General features: G+C 40.9%; 15 protein-coding genes. 4 read left to right on the top strand and 11 right to left on the bottom strand.

The features are described from left to right. Positions 1-629: 629 nt before the first annotated feature. The gene (locus B3R63_RS02060; protein WP_005404184.1) at positions 630-1,094 is read right to left on the bottom strand and encodes a hypothetical protein; all 465 of its coding nucleotides are present in this window, start codon (positions 1,092-1,094) and stop codon (positions 630-632) included. Positions 1,095-1,285: 191 nt separating this feature from the next. Then, a complete protein-coding gene (locus tag B3R63_RS02065; protein ID WP_286728177.1) occupies positions 1,286-1,441 on the bottom strand; it encodes a hypothetical protein in 156 nt (51 codons plus the stop codon). A gap of 116 nt (positions 1,442-1,557) precedes the next feature. Here B3R63_RS02065 and B3R63_RS02070 point away from each other — a divergent pair, with 116 nt between their 5' ends. After that, positions 1,558-2,025 (top strand): MarR family winged helix-turn-helix transcriptional regulator, encoded by a 468-nt coding sequence (locus B3R63_RS02070; protein WP_138000668.1) that lies wholly within the window; start codon positions 1,558-1,560, stop codon positions 2,023-2,025. 6 nt (positions 2,026-2,031) lie between these two features. Here B3R63_RS02070 and B3R63_RS02075 read toward each other — a convergent pair whose 3' ends face one another. The 7 genes from B3R63_RS02075 to B3R63_RS02105 form a co-directional block, all read right to left on the bottom strand. After that, the gene (locus B3R63_RS02075) at positions 2,032-2,685 is read right to left on the bottom strand and encodes an SOS response-associated peptidase (RefSeq protein WP_286728178.1); all 654 of its coding nucleotides are present in this window, start codon (positions 2,683-2,685) and stop codon (positions 2,032-2,034) included. A 255-nt stretch (positions 2,686-2,940) separates the two neighbouring features. After that, positions 2,941-3,726 carry an acetoin reductase gene (locus tag B3R63_RS02080; RefSeq protein ID WP_286728179.1) on the bottom strand — a complete coding sequence of 262 codons (786 nt, stop codon included), beginning with the start codon at positions 3,724-3,726 and terminating at the stop codon, positions 2,941-2,943. A gap of 71 nt (positions 3,727-3,797) precedes the next feature. Continuing rightward, on the bottom strand, positions 3,798-4,856 hold the full coding sequence (locus B3R63_RS02085; protein ID WP_248130977.1) for a 2,3-butanediol dehydrogenase: 1,059 nt from the start codon (positions 4,854-4,856) through the stop codon (positions 3,798-3,800). Between the two features lie 76 nt (positions 4,857-4,932). Beyond that, positions 4,933-6,333, bottom strand: coding sequence for a dihydrolipoyl dehydrogenase (gene lpdA, locus B3R63_RS02090; RefSeq protein ID WP_005405527.1), 1,401 nt, complete (start codon positions 6,331-6,333; stop codon positions 4,933-4,935). Positions 6,334-6,342: 9 nt separating this feature from the next. After that, positions 6,343-7,893 (bottom strand): 2-oxo acid dehydrogenase subunit E2, encoded by a 1,551-nt coding sequence (locus tag B3R63_RS02095; RefSeq protein WP_284907959.1) that lies wholly within the window; start codon positions 7,891-7,893, stop codon positions 6,343-6,345. A 1-nt stretch (position 7,894) separates the two neighbouring features. Beyond that, a complete protein-coding gene (locus tag B3R63_RS02100; protein WP_106438892.1) occupies positions 7,895-8,914 on the bottom strand; it encodes an alpha-ketoacid dehydrogenase subunit beta in 1,020 nt (339 codons plus the stop codon). A gap of 16 nt (positions 8,915-8,930) precedes the next feature. Further along, complete coding sequence (locus tag B3R63_RS02105; RefSeq protein ID WP_005405535.1) at positions 8,931-9,893, bottom strand: thiamine pyrophosphate-dependent dehydrogenase E1 component subunit alpha; 963 nt, start codon at positions 9,891-9,893, stop codon at positions 8,931-8,933. A gap of 337 nt (positions 9,894-10,230) precedes the next feature. Between B3R63_RS02105 and lipA the strand changes: the two genes are divergently transcribed. Continuing rightward, positions 10,231-11,214 carry a lipoyl synthase gene (gene lipA, locus B3R63_RS02110; RefSeq protein WP_286728180.1) on the top strand — a complete coding sequence of 328 codons (984 nt, stop codon included), beginning with the start codon at positions 10,231-10,233 and terminating at the stop codon, positions 11,212-11,214. 256 nt (positions 11,215-11,470) lie between these two features. After that, positions 11,471-12,598 (top strand): transcriptional regulator, encoded by a 1,128-nt coding sequence (locus tag B3R63_RS02115; RefSeq protein WP_286728181.1) that lies wholly within the window; start codon positions 11,471-11,473, stop codon positions 12,596-12,598. A gap of 52 nt (positions 12,599-12,650) precedes the next feature. Here the strand turns inward: B3R63_RS02115 and B3R63_RS02120 are convergent, their stop codons facing one another. After that, entirely contained in the window at positions 12,651-13,595 is a 945-nt protein-coding gene (locus B3R63_RS02120) for a LysR family transcriptional regulator (protein ID WP_286728182.1), read from the bottom strand. Between the two features lie 252 nt (positions 13,596-13,847). Between B3R63_RS02120 and B3R63_RS02125 the strand changes: the two genes are divergently transcribed. Next, complete coding sequence (locus B3R63_RS02125; RefSeq protein WP_005014674.1) at positions 13,848-15,128, top strand: D-amino acid dehydrogenase; 1,281 nt, start codon at positions 13,848-13,850, stop codon at positions 15,126-15,128. 70 nt (positions 15,129-15,198) lie between these two features. On the opposite strand, the gene B3R63_RS02130 is transcribed toward B3R63_RS02125, so the two are convergent. Further along, positions 15,199-17,364: a malate synthase G gene (locus B3R63_RS02130; RefSeq protein WP_111280946.1), complete on the bottom strand. Its 2,166-nt coding sequence runs from the start codon at positions 17,362-17,364 to the stop codon at positions 15,199-15,201. Positions 17,365-17,520: the final 156 nt, after the last annotated feature.

Genomic DNA, 17,520 nt, shown 5'->3' on the forward strand with positions numbered 1-17,520 from the left:
AAAATGCCAATTTAAAATTATTTCTCTTATAGTACATTAGAAATTCAACTTATTATAACTTTTTGTTTTATTTAAATTTTAATTAAAAAAATGAGGTTTATCATATAAAATTAGGTAATAATGTGATCAAAAAAATTTACACAAAAACTATTCTTATATTTATTTATTAAATACATTAATTACTTTATATATTATAAAGAAAAATAATGATAAAAAAATAATGCTATCACCTATTGAAATACTCGGAAATAAGCAGTAAAACATTAAAAACTAGATTTCTGATTAAAACAATTAGGTTTTGTCGCGCACGACAGGAGGACCGAAGATGCACTCTTTACCCCTAAACAAGCGTTCTTTCGCCAAAGTTTTTAAGAACGATAAAAATTTTGTCAATTATGTTGTTACTACAGTAGCCCTCATGTTAACTCTGCTTTTTCATGGGGTGATTAATGGCAATTTGAAGCTAGAACACTTTCTCTATGCTTTAATAGTCTCTGCGCTGTTCTCGATCTGGGCGCTTATTGACCACAAGTGTCGTAAATATTTTAAGTATAAAAACAACTAAGAGATGGATGAGCAATCATCCATCTTTATATAATAAAAAATTATTTTTTAGCGTTTAGGCTTGTTTAGATAAATCCAAAATAATACGCAGTCCCTATTATTAGAAAACCACTTGCTACTAATTCTCCAATTACCAGTAAAAACATAAATATTGTCATCAAAATTTTGGGTAAATACCATTTACCAAGTTGATGCGGCACCTGGAACTGATTAACAGTATCTTTTAAAACTCCATGTAAAATATAACTCAATATAGAAAGGCTGAAAAATAATATATTGATCCCAATACAGGTGAGAACTGCATAGTCAGACCAGATGGTAAAATGCCCTAGTGTAGCCAGAATGAGAGTTGCTGGAGCATAAAGCAAACTACTTCGGTGAGCTATATCCACATATGGATGAGCACGTGCATGCGCAGATTTCCTGATCTGATAATATTTCCAGAGTCCTGTTAACATACCAATCCATAAATAGATACCGCTAAACAAAATGGCAAGTTTAGTTGCGAAAGTAAGTTGATCCATGTTCATTGAATGTTCTAATAATTTGTTTTTCTAGAACTTCTCTTTATAGACATAAAATTCAATGAAGTCACTCATTTTGTTAAGAATCACATTACTGGTAATTCTCAAACCCAATACAAAATTTTATTTTAAAGTAAAACTGATCAATGAGGCAGAAATTACAAAATAGCTGAGCTACTTTATTTGCTATTTAAATCTTAATAAAAAATCTCAAAGAATACACTTGGATTAAAATCATTCCTTACAGCTTTTAAAGTAGTTTTGCCATTTTTCTTATAAATCTCATCAAAATACTGCTCAAATGCTACACTTTGTCGTTCTAATAATAGCCAGTCTAAAAATATCAAACTCATTGAAGGGCTCATAAAAGTTTTTATACTAAAATAAACTTAGCCACTCTCTTGTATAAAACAATTGTTTTACAATAAACTTACTTTGTAAAAATAATTAAAATTAGGGTTATTCTCGTATGAATAAAAAATATGCTCGGTTTTTGCCTTCAAACACTGGGGATTTTAATCTTGAAGACTTTCCATTCTATTGGATTACTCAAGTACATGCACAATATGTGCAAAATATGGACAATGTCTTAAAGCGTTATGGATTGGATAACTCACGGCGACGTATTCTACTGGCACTCGAGTCTAAACCACATGCCAGTGTTTCTGATCTTTCAGAGATGATCATTTCAAAAATGTCGACTACAACCAAAATTGTTTACCGCCTGAAAGCTGAAGGCTATGTCGATACCTATTCCTGTGAAGAGGATGGCCGTATTACACGGGTAAATCTCACTGAGTATGGCAAAGAAATGACCGCTAAAATTAATGATCTTACTGGAGTAGTACTCGAACAGTCTTTTGAAGGGCTTACTCCATTACAGATTGAAAAACTAATTGAAAGCCTTAAATACTTATTTAAAAATCTTTCAAATTAACTTTCATCAGTCAAAAAAGTTTAACTGGGGCGTTTCCACTTTAGGCTTGGGTACATGAGAACACTCAAACTCTTCAACAGGAAAACCTTCAATAAATGATTTGAAGTTAGCAGGCCCTACACTCAGCCATTCATCCAGACGTTCATGTGGAATTACAATCACTGAACGTTTGATATTTCCTGGTTCATGAAACTCCTTCATCATCGGATGGTCTATTGCATCCATCGTGATCATGCTGGCTGAGCGAATCACTTCATCATTGATTCTACAGATTTCATAAATGGCAGCAATGAAAAAGCCTTGGCCATCTTTGCGACGTACTCCCCAACGCTGAGCCTTACCATCAATATATTTTGCTTCATAAAATTCGGTCACCGGAATAACTCCAAACTTACCTTTAAATGCAGCCTCCTGGAAACTTGGCTTTTCAAATAAAGTTTCATTTCGGGCATTATAGGTCCGTTTAGCCGAACTTTTATCCTGAGCCCACTTTGGCACCAGTCCGAACATTACGCTACGCCATTCAAAGCCATATTCTGACTTAAATAGTAAAGGCAAATCATAGGCTGGATACACTTCTTCGAGATAATCGAAAGGAATATCCGGTAACTGAAGTTTATGCACCTGAACATGCGTAACAGGTTTAAAATTGGCACACATAGACGAAAATTTAAAAAACTATAGGTCATATATAGTGATAACTTTTAGTATTTCAATAGACTAGTGGCTGGATAATATTATGTATAAACAGCAGAATTTGACAAAAATATCTTAAAAAACTTAAGGAAATACAGACCTGAGTACAAATAAGATAGTGTTATATTCTATGTACTCAGGCCTTTTATTATTTAATGTGTTTAAGTAGAAGCCTGATTATGTTTATACATTTTTAAAAATTAGACAGTGTATATTGTACTAGCGGTAGACCATACCTCCATCTGTTAAAATTGCCTGCCCGGTAATATAATCGGCATCTTCACTCGATAAAAAAGCAACCAGCGCAGCCACGTCTTCAGGTATTTGTGCACGCCCTAGTGCAATACCACTCACATATTTTTTGTATGTTTCACCAATTGGGGTATGGGTAATTTCAGAGAATCTTTTATCAATTTCTACCCACATATCTGTGCCCACTACTCCCGGACAATATGCATTTACCGTAATGCCATGTGAAGCATATTCCTTGGCTGCGGCCTGAGTTAAAGCACGGACTGCGAATTTTGTTGCCGAATATACTCCTAACATGGCAAAACCTTCATGCCCTGCAATAGAAGCTGCATTAATGATTTTACCTTTTTGCTGGCGCGCTTTAAATTTTCGAGCTGCGGCCTGAATACCCCACAGAACTCCACCAATATTAATATCGCTAATTTTTTGCAGTTCTTCAGGTGTCACTGCATCAAGAGGCTGAACCTGAGCAATTCCAGCATTATTAATCATAATATCAAAACCGCCTAAAGACTGCTCGGCATGTTCAATACTGGCATACACCTGATCACGCTGACTGATATCAGCAACAAAAATACTGGCTTCTACCTTTAAATTTTCAATTTCCTGTTTTACTTCATTAAGTCGTTGTTCATTCAGATCTACCAAGGCTACATGTACACCTTCTTGGGCCAGTCTTAGAGCAATACCACGACCTATACCTTGCGCTGCGCCTGTTACAACGGCGACTTTATTCATTAATCCTTTATTCATTATTTTTCCTTATGTATTGTTGTTAAATTATTGATAAGCAATTAAAACGTCTGCTTGTTTTTTCTGAGTATTTAGGGATGGACAATAATTTTAACAGCTGACTCATTGTTATGGATCAGGGTTTCAAATCCCTGCGAAACCAAGTCATCGAGTTGAATGCGCTGTGTAATAAAAGGTTCCAAATTAATTTTACCATCTTCCACCAATTTGATTGTTGCCTGATGGTCGTTGACATAAGCAATGGTGCCACGAATATCAAGTTCTTTCATAACAACACTGTGAACATTTACTGTGGCTGGATGACTCCAAATTGATACAATGACCAGTACACCAGCCGGCTTCATCGCAGCTACGAGAGTATCTAGTACTTTATTTACACTACTACATTCAAAAGCAACATCTGCACCTTGGCCTTGAGTAATTTTCATGACTTCCGTAACCACATCAACTTCTGAAGGGTCCAGAATATAATCTGCAACACCAGCCTCTCTTGCTTTTTCTTTACGTTTAGCACTTAACTCACTAATAATAACAGTGAGTCCTTTAGCCTTTAAAATAGCTGATAACAACAGACCTATAGGCCCTGCCCCCCCAACCAGTGCAATGTCTCCGGCTTGTGCGCCACTACGGATATAAGCATGATGGCCTACCGACAAAGGCTCAATCAGTGCAGCCTGATCCAATGGTATTTTATTAGAAATTGGGTGTACCCAACGACGCTGCACGGCTATTTTTTCCGATAGACCACCGCCTCGCCCTCCTAAACCAATAAAATTCATATTCTTCGACAGATGATAAGCATCATTAGGTCCAGTCGGCACATCATCAGCGATGATATAAGGTTCAACCACCACATGCTGACCAATCTGAATATCATTAATCCCTTCACCCACAGCGTATACAACTCCGGAAAACTCATGTCCCATCGTTACCGGAGCAGATTCGCCCGAGATTGGATGTGGATGGCCACAAGGTGGAATAAAAATTGGACCATCCATAAACTCATGCAGGTCGGTTCCACAAATGCCACACCAGGCAACCTGAATACCGACTGTACCTGGTGTAACTTGTGGCTCCGGAATATCTTCAATGCGAATATCGCCTTTATCATAAAAACGAGCTGCTTTCATTACCGCTCCTGATTAACCAGTTTTCTGTAAGAAGAATGAGCTTATCAAGCTAAACCAGATAAGCTCTTCCATGTTTTCAAATATGTATTGCTCGCTGTAGGGAAGCTAATACCGATTCATGCATTGCTTCTGATAACGTAGGATGAGGAAAAATGACCTGTGCCAAGCTTTCATCGGTAGCTTCCAGATATTTGGCAATTGCGAAACCCTGAATATGTTCAGTAACTTCATGGCCGACCATATGCGCTCCGAGCAGCTCGCCAGTCTCTTTATCAAATACAGTTTTTACAAAACCGGCAGTTTGTTTTAAAGCCAGTGCCTTGCCATTTGCCTGAAAAGGAAATTTCCCAGTCTGGATATGATGTCCTTGCGCTTTGGCCTGCACTTCAGTCAAACCAATACTGGCAACCTGAGGATGAGTAAAAATACAGCCAGGAATTTGGGTACGGTCTAGAGAGTGCAGATTTGTGAGTCCTGCAATTTTTTCTACACAAAGAATAGCTTCATGACTGGCTTTATGAGCCAGACATGGTGCACCCGCCACATCACCAATTGCATAGAGCCCCACGACATTTGTGCGGCAGAATTCATCCACCTGAATAAAGCCCTGCTTAAACTCTACTTCTAACTGTTCCAGTCCCATATTTTCTACATTCGGTTGTACACCTATTGCAGACAGAACCCGATCAAACACCTGGTTTTGCTTGCCCTGTGAGCTATGAAGTTCACACTGTACCTGACCTCCGGTAACCTGGACATTTTGCAATGAACAGCCAGTAATCACTTTCATACCGCGCTGCTCAAACTGCTTACGCATATATTCTGCAACTTCTGCATCTTCAGTGGGCAAAATCTGCTGAGCAACATCAATAAGAGTAACCTCACAGCCTAGATCATGATATAAACTGGCAAATTCACTGCCTATAGCGCCGGAACCGACTACCAGTAAAGATTCAGGCAATTGTTCCGGGACTAGCGCTTCCCGGTAACTCCAGATCTCGGTGCCATTGACAGGCAGACCAGGCAGAGTTCGAGCTCTGGCACCTGTTGCTAAAATGATATGAGGTGCTTTTAAAGTGCGTGCTTTACCGCTCTCATCGATTACCTCAAGCGTTTCTTTCGCCTGTAGCTTGGCCCGTCCAAATATAACCTCTACACCATTTTTCTTGAGAAGGTGCTCGATTCCCTGTACCAGTTGCTGCGAGACTTGGCGGCTATGTTTAACCAGTTGACTCAGATCGAAATCAATTTGTGGAAGAGTGAAACCAAAGTTTCCAGCATGCTTAAGCTGATAGGCCAAGTCAGCTCCACTCAATAAAGCTTTGGTCGGGATACAGCCCCAGTTTAGGCAGATCCCCCCCAGATGTTTTTCTTCGATAATTGCTGTATTAAGACCAAGCTGGGCTGCACGTATTGCAGCCACATATCCACCCGGACCTGCACCCACAACAATTAAATCATACTGATTTCCTGTCATGTCCAGCTCCTATACCAGTATTAATGCTGGATTCTCGACAAACTTTTTAAAGCTGGCCAAGAATTTCGCCCCAACTGCTCCATCAATCACCCGATGGTCACAGGATAAAGTTGCTGTCACCATCTGCCGAATGACAATCTGATCATGCTCTACCACTGCTCGAGCCTCTGAAGCACCCAAAGCCAAAATAGCACCTTGAGGCGGATTGATAATGGCGTCAAAGTGTTTGATACCCAGCATTCCCAGGTTAGAAATACTGAAACTTCCCCCCTGAAATTCATCCGGAGTTAACTTTCCAGTTTTTGCCCGGGTGGCCAAATCCCGCATATTGCCAGAAATCTCAGCAAGCGATTTCTGATTTGCAGCTTTGATAATTGGAGTAATAAGGCCATTAGGAATAGCCACAGCCACAGAAATATCGGCCTGATCAAACTGTAAAATTGATTGTGACTCTTCGTCAAACTGTACATTTACTTCAGGTACTTTAATCAACGCCGCAGCTGCTGCCTTGATGAGCATATCATTGATAGACAATTTGACCTGAGGCACGGATTCATTAATCTGTGCACGTAATGTCTGTATCGCCTCAACATTCAAGTCAACAGTTAAACGAAAATGTGGCGCATTACGTTTTGCTGCCTGTAAACGTGAAGCAATCGCTTTACGCATGGCATTCATTGGAATACTGGTTACTTTTGCCTGTTCGGGCTGAGTTGCATTCAATGAAGTTTCTGTATGAGCAGACTTGTGTTCACGGTTATACACTGCTTCAACATCTTCTTTGCAGACCCGGCCTCTTGTTCCCGAAGCGCGACAGTCATGCAGATTAATGCCCCATTGCTTTGCCAGACGCCGAGCTACAGGTGTAGCAGCAACCTGACTGTCATCAGCGTTAGATTTTGCAGCTTTTGTACTGGCCTGATGCTTAACATCTGGCCATTGTCCACCTGCGCCCTGTACTGCTGCCTGAAGATCAGCGACACTAATACGCCCTTCGCGTCCCGAACCTGTAACCTTGGTTAAATCCAAATTATATTTTTCTGCCAGTTTTTGGGCATGTGGTGTAATAAACAGATCATCTGGCAGCTGATAACCTTGTAAAGACGCAGGAACAATATAGTCACCGGCACTATGAGAAGTTTTCCGGGTAGCAGATGATGTTTCAGCTTTCACAGTTGATGAACTCAGCTGCTCTACTGGTGCAGTCTGTTCGGTTTTGTCTTCAGCCGGAGTGCTGTCCGGTGCAGAGCTTGCCGAAGCTGCTGTCCCTTGACCAAGTGACTGTACAAATGCCTGTATATCTTCATCTGTGACATCATCATTGGCACAAACTGCAATTAAGCCACCGACTGGCAGGGTTTCACCATCTTTTGCCAGTATTTTTCTCAATTTTCCGTCAAAAGGTGCCTCCAGGACGTTTACAATTTTTGTGGTTTCAATTTCACAAATTTCTTGTCCTTTATTGAACTGGCTTCCTTCTTGGATTAACCATTGGGCAATGGTTCCTTCTTCCATAGATAATCCCCATTTTGGGATTTCTAGTGTTTTAATTTCGCTCATCCTAAGCCTCCAAAGTTTTTCGTACAGCCTGTTCAATACGCTCTACACTCGGAATCCACTCTTTTTCCAATACAGGTGAGAACGGTACAGGCGTATGAGGAGGAGTCACCAGTTCAATTGGGGCTTTCAGATAATGAAATCCTTTCTGGGCAATCAGGGCAGCAACATCATGACCAAAACCACAACGTGCTGCAGACTCATCAACAATTACTACACGGCCAGTCGAGGCTACAGATTCAAGGATACCTTCTTCATCTAGAGGCGAAATAGTTCTTGGATCTACCACTTCTACCGAAATTCCCTCTTTTGCCAGTTTATCTGCAACTTCATTGGCACGGTGTACCATTAAACTTAAAGCAATAATGGTGACATCAGTTCCTTCACGGGTGTAATTGGCTACGCCAAAAGGAATGGTATAGGCATCATCCGGAACCTCGCCTTTAATGTCATACAGCAGTTTGTGTTCACAAAATACTACCGGGTCATCATCACGAATTGCCTGAATCAACAGACCTTTTACATCGTAAGGACTAGAAGGTACGACCACCTTCAAACCGGGTACTGCAGCAAAGACATTATAAGGTGACTGTGAATGCTGGGCTGCTGCGGAGAAACCGGCGCCGATCATGCCACGTACTACCATAGGTGCTTTGGCTTTACCTCCAAACATATAGCGGAACTTCGCAGCCTGGTTATAAAGCATGTCATGGCATACACCATAGAAATCCATAAACATCAGGTCAGCTACAGGCCGTAAACCGGTTGCTGCTGCACCTGCAGCCATACCGATAATCGCTGACTCTGTAATTGGGGTATCGATCACACGTTCAGAACCGAACTCAGACCATAAACCCTTAGTCACACCCAGTACGCCACCAAAGCCTTCAAGGGCATTATCTTCAGTATTTTTACCACCATGACCACCACGTACGTCTTCACCGACTACAAATACAGTCGGGTCACGGCGCATCTCTAATTCAATCGCTTCTTTAATCGCGTTACGGTAACTTTTATTTGGCATTTGCTTTACTATTCCTTTAGTAAGAGACATAAACATCGGTCAGAAGCTGGGAAACTTCCGGGTATTTGGCAGCACGAGCTTTTGCTACAGCGTCGTCTACATTAGCTTTAGACTCAGCATCAATTGCATCGAGCTTTGCCAGATCAATCTGGTCTTTAACTTTTTCACGGAAAATTTTTAATGGATCGCGATGTTCTTTTACATAATCCACTTCATCTTTAGAACGGATTAACCCAGGGTCACCTTCGAAATGACCATAGAAGCGGTTGGTAATTGTTTCAATTACACTTGGTCCACCACCATTTCTGGCTCGCTCAATTGCCTGCTGGGCAGCTTCATAGACTGCAAAGAAATCTGTACCGTCAACCTTGACTGCAGGTAAACCAAAACCTGCTGCCCGACCAGCAATATCTTTACTTCCTACTGCATAGTCATGACCGGTACCTTCACCAAAGCCATTGTTTTCAAATACAAATATGACTGGAAGTTGCAATACTACAGCCATATTCATCGCTTCAAAAGTGAGACCCTGATTTGACCCCCCATCACCCGTAAATGACAGACCTATACCACCGGTTTTTAAAGTTTTAGCAGTTAAAGCTGCTCCAATTGCTAAAGGAGGTCCACCTCCTACAATACCGTTTGCACCCAGCATGCCCTTGTCGAGGTCTGCAATATGCATTGAACCACCTTTACCACGACACAGGCCGGCATCTTTACCGAAAATCTCAAGCATCATGGCATGGATATCACATCCTTTAGCAATACAGTGCCCATGGCCCCGGTGGGTGGAGGTAATGTAATCCTTATCAGTCAGATTTTCACAAATACCGACTGCAACTGCTTCCTCACCACTATAAAGGTGAATAAATCCAGGAATATCACCCATGGTATTTTCTTCGTGAAGCCGGTCCTCAAACTCACGAATATCGCGCATACTCTTATATGCAGCCAGTAATTTTTCTTCCGTTAATTGCATATCCTTTTCCTTTTTATCTTGATCAAAATCAAGGGAACAGTGAATAACTCACACCTCCAATTAAATATATTTATTCTAAAATTAATATTAGACTAAAATTATTTATTAAAATAAAATTTACTTATTATTTTCAAAAACAATAATTTATTTATTAAAAAATAAATGTAATTTTTTATTATTTTAAACAATAACTTAAAAACAAACCTTTAACCAACCTTATATATTTTATAATTCTAATTTTATTTAAAAGCTAGATTTTTATTTTAAAAATATTTTTTTAAATATTAATCTCTTTTTATTTATTTTAAGACTTATTATTAAATCAGGATATATTTAAATGGATTTACAACAGAATTTTAAGCATGAAAAAAAACTTCGGGGTGCAGATAAACTGGCACGTATACCTGTTAAGGTTATTGCAACAGACGTGATTCCGACAAAACCCGAATGGATACGGGCAAAAATCAGTCAGCCTGAAGAGATTGGCCGTATTAAACGACTGTTGCGTCAGCAGAAACTACATACGGTATGTGAAGAAGCGGCGTGTCCAAACTTGCCAGAATGTTTTGGTAGCGGTACTGCAACTTTTATGATTATGGGTGATATCTGTACCAGACGGTGTCCTTTTTGCGATGTAGCCCACGGCCGCCCGAACAGCCTAGATCCGGCTGAGCCTCGGCATCTTGCCGAGACCGTCGCAAACCTAAATTTAAGTTATGTGGTAATTACTTCTGTAGACCGGGATGACCTGAAAGATGGAGGCGCCCAACATTTTGTAGATTGTATTCAGGAGATACGTAAATGCTGTCCGAATACCCGGATCGAAATATTGGTTCCGGACTTTAGAGGGCGGCTTGATCTTGCCTTGTCTATTCTTAGCCAGTCTCCACCAGATGTATTTAACCACAATATAGAGACAGTACCCCGCTTGTACCGGGCCTTGCGGCCTGGATCAGATTATCAGCATTCTCTTAATCTGTTAAAAAAATTTAAAACTTTATGTCCTGAGACTCCTACCAAATGTGGCTTGATGGTAGGTATTGGAGAGATTGAGGCGGAAGTTATTGCGCTGTTAAATGATTTAAAAGATCATTATGTGGATTTGGTCACCATCGGACAGTACCTACAGCCTTCTAAAGCTCATGCTCCTATCCATCGTTTTGTGAGCTTAAAAGAATTTGAGCATTATCAGCGTCATGGCGAGTTTTTAAGATTTAAAAATATTTGGAGTGCGCCTATGGTACGTTCCAGTTATTTTGCCGATCAGCAATATTTAGGGAAACCTGTACCGCAACCTTTTAGCAGAAAGCAGTTACCTTAAATACAAACAGACAGGTTGATCTTATGCAGGAATATTCTGTAACTATTTTAAACAGATCAGTCTGAATCGGCCATTTCTTTTAAAAACAGTCTGACTATATTGGTACATATACCAGACTGATGTTTAAAGATGTGTATGCTGGCGTCAGCCTTTTGTCGGATAGCAGATTAGAGCATCAAGGTTTAAGGTAGGGGAAAATAACAACAGTAACCAGCTCAGGTAGCTGCATTTTTGCCTCATCATGAAGGACCATGATATGCATATGATTAAAAAATTACCCGTGTTAAATCCTGTTTCTCATTATTCATCAGCTTTTTTAAAGAATGCTGTAGCACATCATGTGCCTCCCGTTTCAGTAGATGCGGCCCCAGTACTGAATCTGGATCATGGTTGGCGTGAAACACTCTTCGGTCGATCATTGGATCAGTGTCATTCTGAACTCTTGAGAATTGCAGCAGATGCCAGTATGGCAATCGGAATTACAGACCAGCATGGCACTCTGCTCTGGACCTGGAGCAGTCACTCTATGCGCTCTTCTGCAGAACAGGTGCATTTTTTTGAAGGTGGCCAGTGGTCTACCCAGTCCGTAGGCACCAATGCCATTGGCCTTGCGTTAAATACCCATGCTGCCAGTTGTGTGTACTCACATGAAAATCAGATGAATAGCGTGCGTGACTGGGTATGCTACGCAGCGCCCATCATCGACCCGCAAAGCGGCCAGTTCCATGGCATTATTAACCTTTCAACCAAGTATGAGAAGCATAATTCTTTAGGCGTACTCGCCGTAGAGCGCTGTGCAGATCTGGTGCAACGCGCCATCCGGCTTGAACAGCAAAATGTGCTTTATCTTAAAGTGCTGGGTGGGTCAAAAGTTCAGTTTAATCATCATATTTTACAGCTGACGCACCGGCAAATTGAAATACTGTGTATTCTGGCATTGTGTCCAGATGGGATCAGTTTGGATGAATTACACTATGCCCTTTATGGAGACAGGCAGGTTAGCCAGAAAACGCTAAAAGCAGAATTATCCCAGATGCGCAGTCTGTTACACGACTGTATCCAATCACGCCCTTATAAACTGAACTGTGAGGTTCAGGCAGATTTTCTTATGGCTGAACAGGCATTGAATCTGGGCTTTACTGTTACAGTATTGGCCCTGTACAAGGGCAATTTCCTGAGTAAGACAGAAAGTCCTTTCCTGTGTGCCTGGCGTGACTGCTTTGATGCGCGCTTAAGTCATATGATTCATAACTTGCAAGACATTGACCAGTTATTTCGCCTGATTAGTCGTGTTCCTGAACGTACTGATGCAATTGAGCGTCTGCTTGAACTTTTACCAAAAGACAGTCCTCATGCCGTTAAATTAAAACAACTTCTAGAATAGTCAATGAAATAGCAAATCCTGTTTGCTATTTAAGCTGATATATGGGTTCCATCTAGTTCGTTACCGTTAACGCGGAATTATTCTGCTCATTAATATTATTTTTCAGCTTTTCGAGAAAAGATTCCAGAATCATATTATGTCGCCTGCCCTTTCTGGTAATCATGCAGATCGGTGTACTATAATGCATGCGCTGCTCGAGCACAGGTTTCATCTGACCGCTTTCTACCCATTTCCTTGCATAATGATCAGGTAAAAAACCCATAAAATTTCCGGTTAAAATTAAAAAAGCAATTCCCTCCCGGTCACTTGCAGTTGCAGAACAATGCAGCAGCTGGTACAGCTGCAACGCTTGTGAATTAATACTGTAGTTAGGCATTACTGCATTCCACCGGCTTAAATCTTGTTCTTTTAATTGCTCGGTAGAAGAAAATAGTGGATGCCGATCTCCACAATAAAGATAAGAACTTTCTTCATAAAGATTTAAATAGTCCAGTCCCGATAATGGAGTAACCATTGGGACTGCCCCTACATGTAAGCGGCCATCCATCACCTTGCATTCAATATCTGCTAGTGTACTCATACTGATGTTAATCTGCACATCAGGGCTTTCACTGGTAAGCTGCTCAAGCGTATTAGTGATATAAGGCTTTGGCAAATTAATTAAATTGTTAATAATTCCAATATTAAACTCGCCTTTTAACTTTTTATGAATCTGGTTAACCTTAAGCTTAAACTCCTCAATAGAAGCGATTAGCGTTTCACTATAGTTCAAGATTTCCTTACCTTCATCGGTAAGAGAAAATCCGGCACGGCCACGCTGGCATAACCTGAGCCCCAGACGATTTTCCAAATCACTCATATGCAGACTAATGGCTGAGCGGCTAATTCCAAGAACACTCTCTGCTGAAGTAAAGCTCCCGCATTCGCATACTGTCTTGAAAATTCTCAATAACTTGATATCAAAATCAGTAATCTGGTTCAGATTTTTAATTTTCATTTACGTAAGTAATTTTATATCTAAAGATAAGTTTATTTGAATTTATCAGAACTAAACCCCAGATGTAAACTGAGAGTATAACTGGAAAAGGGGATTTTTTTAGTGACCCTTTCACATCTTAAATGTTTACCCTGAAACTCAGTTATACCGTACTACCCACGGACTGCTTGCTTTAAAAATCAGTCATATATACCGCGTTTGGTAGAGCTCCATGTACAGGCCAGATTCAGGCTGCAATGAGTAGAGAAGATCATGAAAGTCGTCGTTTTAGGAAGTGGTGTAATTGGTGTCACAACTGCATGGTATCTAGCCCAGGCAGGACATGAAGTGACCGTAATTGACCGACAGCCTGGAGCAGCGCTGGAGACCAGTGCTGCAAATGCCGGACAGGTCTCTCCTGGCTATGCTACACCTTGGGCAGCGCCAGGGGTGCCGCTTAAAGCTATTAAATGGATGTTTCAAAAACATGCTCCTCTGTCTATTCGTCCAGATGGAACCAGTTTCCAGATTGCCTGGATGTGGCAAATGCTAAAGAACTGCAATATTCAGCATTATCAGGAAAATAAGAGCCGTATGGTTCGTATTGCTGAATATAGTCGTGACTGTCTGAAAGAATTACGGAAGACTACAGGTATTGCTTATGAAAGTCGTCAGCAAGGAACCTTACAGCTTTTCCGTAGTGAACAGCAATATGCCAATGCTGCCAAAGATATTGAAGTATTAAAAGAAGCTGGTGTGCCATTTGAGTTGCTCGAAGCGAAAGATTTAATGAAAGTTGAACCTGCTTTAAAATATTCCAGTCATAAACTGACAGGCGGGTTACGCTTGCCAAATGATGAAACTGGTGACTGCCAGTTATTTACACAGCATCTTGCAGAAATGGCAAAAGCTGCTGGCGTAATTTTTAAATTTGGTGTTTCTATTGAAAAACTGGTGGTTGAAGCAGATAAAGTCACAGCAGTCCAAACCAGTGAAGGTCTGGTTAAAGCAGACCAATATGTAATTGCAATGGGATCTTTCTCTACTCCGCTATTACGTGGGTTAATTCATATTCCAGTCTATCCATTAAAAGGCTACTCACTGACCATTCCAATTCAAGATGCTACGCGTGCACCAGTTTCTACAGTACTGGACGAGACCTACAAAGTCGCTGTAACACGCTTTGATGATCGTATTCGTGTAGGGGGTATGGCAGAAATTGTAGGCTTTAATTATCAATTGCTTCCAGAACGCAGAAAAACTCTGGAAATGGTGGTGAATGATCTTTATCCGTCTGCCGGACGTTTAAAAGAAGCAACTTTCTGGACAGGGCTTCGTCCCATGACACCAGATGGTACGCCTATTGTAGGTAAAACTGCCCTGAGTAACCTGTTCTTAAATACTGGGCATGGTACATTAGGCTGGACCATGGCATGTGGTTCAGGTAAATTGCTTTCAGACCTCATGAGCCATAAACGACCAGCGATTTATGCAGATGACTTATCGGTTGCTCGCTATGCTGAGCGTCCAGGTTTTCAGGTCGCTACTGCCTGAATATAAGAAAAATATTTATTTAAAAACTAAATAAAAAAGCCTCCGAAGAGGCTTTTTTTAATGGCTCAGATTAGTCACCTGTATAGCCTTTAAGTTTTAAGCGCGCAGCGTGTAGTAAAGGTTCAGTATAACCAGATGGTTGCTCACCGCCTTTAAAGATCAGGTCAGATGCAGCTTTAAAAGCAATACTATTTTCAAAGTCAGCAGACATTGCAGTATAAAGCGGATCATTGGCATTTTGTTCGTCTACAATTTTAGCCATGCGCTTTAATACTTCTTCAACCTGTTCACGACTCACAATACCATGACGTAACCAGTTCGCAACGTGCTGTGAAGAAATACGTAATGTTGCGCGGTCTTCCATCAGGCCTACATCATTAATATCTGGAACCTTTGAACAGCCTACACCCAGGTCAACCCAGCGCACAACATAACCCAGAATACCCTGACAGTTATTTTCAAGTTCGTTCTTTTTCTCTTCTTCAGTCCAGTCTGTATTTGCTGCTAGCGGAGGAGTCAACAGATCATCCAGAGCTAAAGGCTCAGTCTGTAATAATTCTTGCTGACGCTCAGATACATTGCACTGATGATAATGAATTGCATGAATTACTGCTCCTGTTGGAGAAGGAACCCATGCACAGCTTGCACCTGCTTCCGGATGCTCGATCTTAGTACGATACATGTCAAGCAGCATATCTGGTTTTGGCCACATACCTTTACCGATCTGTGCCTTACCGCGTAATCCTGCTTTCAGGCCGATCATTACATTACGGTTTTCATAAGCAGGGAACCATTTTTGTCCTTTGATTTCGCCTTTACGAACAAATGGACCTGCTTCCATAAAGGTATGAATCTCATCACCTGTACGGTCCATAAAACCAGTATTAATAAAGATGGTACGGTCTTTGGCCTGAGCAATACAGTTCTTCAGGTTTACAGAAGTACGGCGTTCTTCATCCATAATCCCGATTTTAAGAGTTTTTGCCGGCAGTCCCAAAGCCTGCTCAGCACGTTCAAAAAGTTCTACCGCAAATGCGACCTCTTCCGGACCATGCATTTTTGGTTTTACGATATACATTGAACCCTGACGTGAGTTCTTGATTTCATTTTCGCCACGAATATCAGCAATACTTAGTAATGGCGTTACCAGTGCATCCATGATGCCTTCATAGATTTCTGCACCATCTACCAAAATAGCAGGGTTCGTCATCAGGTGGCCAACATTACGCAGTAACATCAATGATCGGCCATGAATTTTACCCGTATTCCCTTCAAGGTCTGTATAAGTACGGTCTTTGTTCATAGCACGGGTAACAGTTTTGTCACCTTTCTGGAAAGATTCCTGAAGTGTACCCTTCATGAGCCCAAGCCAGTTACGGTAGCCTTCTACTTTTTCCTCTGCATCTACTGCAGCAATCGAGTCTTCCAGATCCTGAATTGTCGTTACAGCTGCTTCAAGTACCAGGTCTTTTACACCAGCTGCATCAGTCTGCCCAATCGGACTAGTCGCATCAATCTGGATAATGACGTGCAATCCATTATTTTTTAGAATAATTTCAGTCGGATTACTTTTCTCGCCATTATAACCTACAAACTGAACCGGTTCAGCCAAGGTAGTTTTAGTGTCATCTTTTAAAGTAATAACCAGCTGATTATCTTCAACTTCATAGCGTGTAGCATCTTGATGCGAGCCTGCCTCAAGCGGGAAAGTATCATTCAGAAAGCTTTTAGCAAATTCGATAACTTTGGCGCCACGGGCCGGATTATACCCCTTACCCTTTTCTGCGCCATTCTCTTCAGAAATCACATCAAAGCCATAAAGTGCATCATATAAAGAACCCCAGCGGGCATTTGCAGCATTAAGGCAGTAACGGGCATTTCGTACAGGTACAACCAACTGTGGGCCTGCCAATACTGCAATTTCTTCATCCACATTTTCAGTGGTAATCTGGAAATCTTCTACTTCTGGTAATAAGTAGCCAATCTCTTTCAGGAAAGCTTTGTAAGCTTCAAGTTCAAATTCGTTATTGCGATGCCATTCGTCAATTTTAGCCTGAATTTCATCACGCTTTGCAAGAAGCGCTTTATTTTTCGGACTAAGATCAACAACGACTTGCTCAAAATTTTTCCAGTATGCTTCACTGTCCAGACCGGAACCCGGTAAAGCTTCATTTTCGATGAAATCATAGAGTTCTTTAGCAATCGCTAACTTGCCTTTTTGAATACGTGCAGTCATTGTCTTTCCTGATATTGCTACTTTTTATCACAAGAGATTCTAGTATACTGATTTATATTTAGCTGAATACCACTATCACGTTCCTAAATAGTAAGCATTTTCTGTTTAAAAAATATTGACATCAATAGTTTTTATATATGCCAGTTTAAAATACGT

Source organism: Acinetobacter sp. UBA1297 (assembly GCF_002307755.1).
Taxonomy (GTDB): Bacteria; Pseudomonadota; Gammaproteobacteria; order Pseudomonadales; family Moraxellaceae; genus Acinetobacter; species Acinetobacter radioresistens.

Bases quoted from the DNA above. Each gene is read 5' to 3' on its own strand.
- B3R63_RS02070 (WP_138000668.1), top strand. From the start codon at position 1,558: ATGAATAAAAAATATGCTCGGTTTTTGCCTTCAAACACTGGGGATTTT.
- B3R63_RS02085 (WP_248130977.1), bottom strand. From the start codon at position 4,856: ATGAAAGCAGCTCGTTTTTATGATAAAGGCGATATTCGCATTGAAGAT.
- lipA (WP_286728180.1), top strand. From the start codon at position 10,231: ATGGATTTACAACAGAATTTTAAGCATGAAAAAAAACTTCGGGGTGCA.
- B3R63_RS02105 (WP_005405535.1), bottom strand. From the start codon at position 9,893: ATGCAATTAACGGAAGAAAAATTACTGGCTGCATATAAGAGTATGCGC.
- B3R63_RS02075 (WP_286728178.1), bottom strand. From the start codon at position 2,685: ATGTGTGCCAATTTTAAACCTGTTACGCATGTTCAGGTGCATAAACTT.
- B3R63_RS02130 (WP_111280946.1), bottom strand. From the start codon at position 17,364: ATGACTGCACGTATTCAAAAAGGCAAGTTAGCGATTGCTAAAGAACTC.
- B3R63_RS02125 (WP_005014674.1), top strand. From the start codon at position 13,848: ATGAAAGTCGTCGTTTTAGGAAGTGGTGTAATTGGTGTCACAACTGCA.
- B3R63_RS02080 (WP_286728179.1), bottom strand. From the start codon at position 3,726: ATGAATAAAGGATTAATGAATAAAGTCGCCGTTGTAACAGGCGCAGCG.
- B3R63_RS02095 (WP_284907959.1), bottom strand. From the start codon at position 7,893: ATGAGCGAAATTAAAACACTAGAAATCCCAAAATGGGGATTATCTATG.
- B3R63_RS02060 (WP_005404184.1), bottom strand. From the start codon at position 1,094: ATGAACATGGATCAACTTACTTTCGCAACTAAACTTGCCATTTTGTTT.
- B3R63_RS02065 (WP_286728177.1), bottom strand. From the start codon at position 1,441: ATGAGTTTGATATTTTTAGACTGGCTATTATTAGAACGACAAAGTGTA.
- B3R63_RS02100 (WP_106438892.1), bottom strand. From the start codon at position 8,914: ATGCCAAATAAAAGTTACCGTAACGCGATTAAAGAAGCGATTGAATTA.
- lpdA (WP_005405527.1), bottom strand. From the start codon at position 6,333: ATGACAGGAAATCAGTATGATTTAATTGTTGTGGGTGCAGGTCCGGGT.
- B3R63_RS02120 (WP_286728182.1), bottom strand. From the start codon at position 13,595: ATGAAAATTAAAAATCTGAACCAGATTACTGATTTTGATATCAAGTTA.
- B3R63_RS02115 (WP_286728181.1), top strand. From the start codon at position 11,471: ATGCATATGATTAAAAAATTACCCGTGTTAAATCCTGTTTCTCATTAT.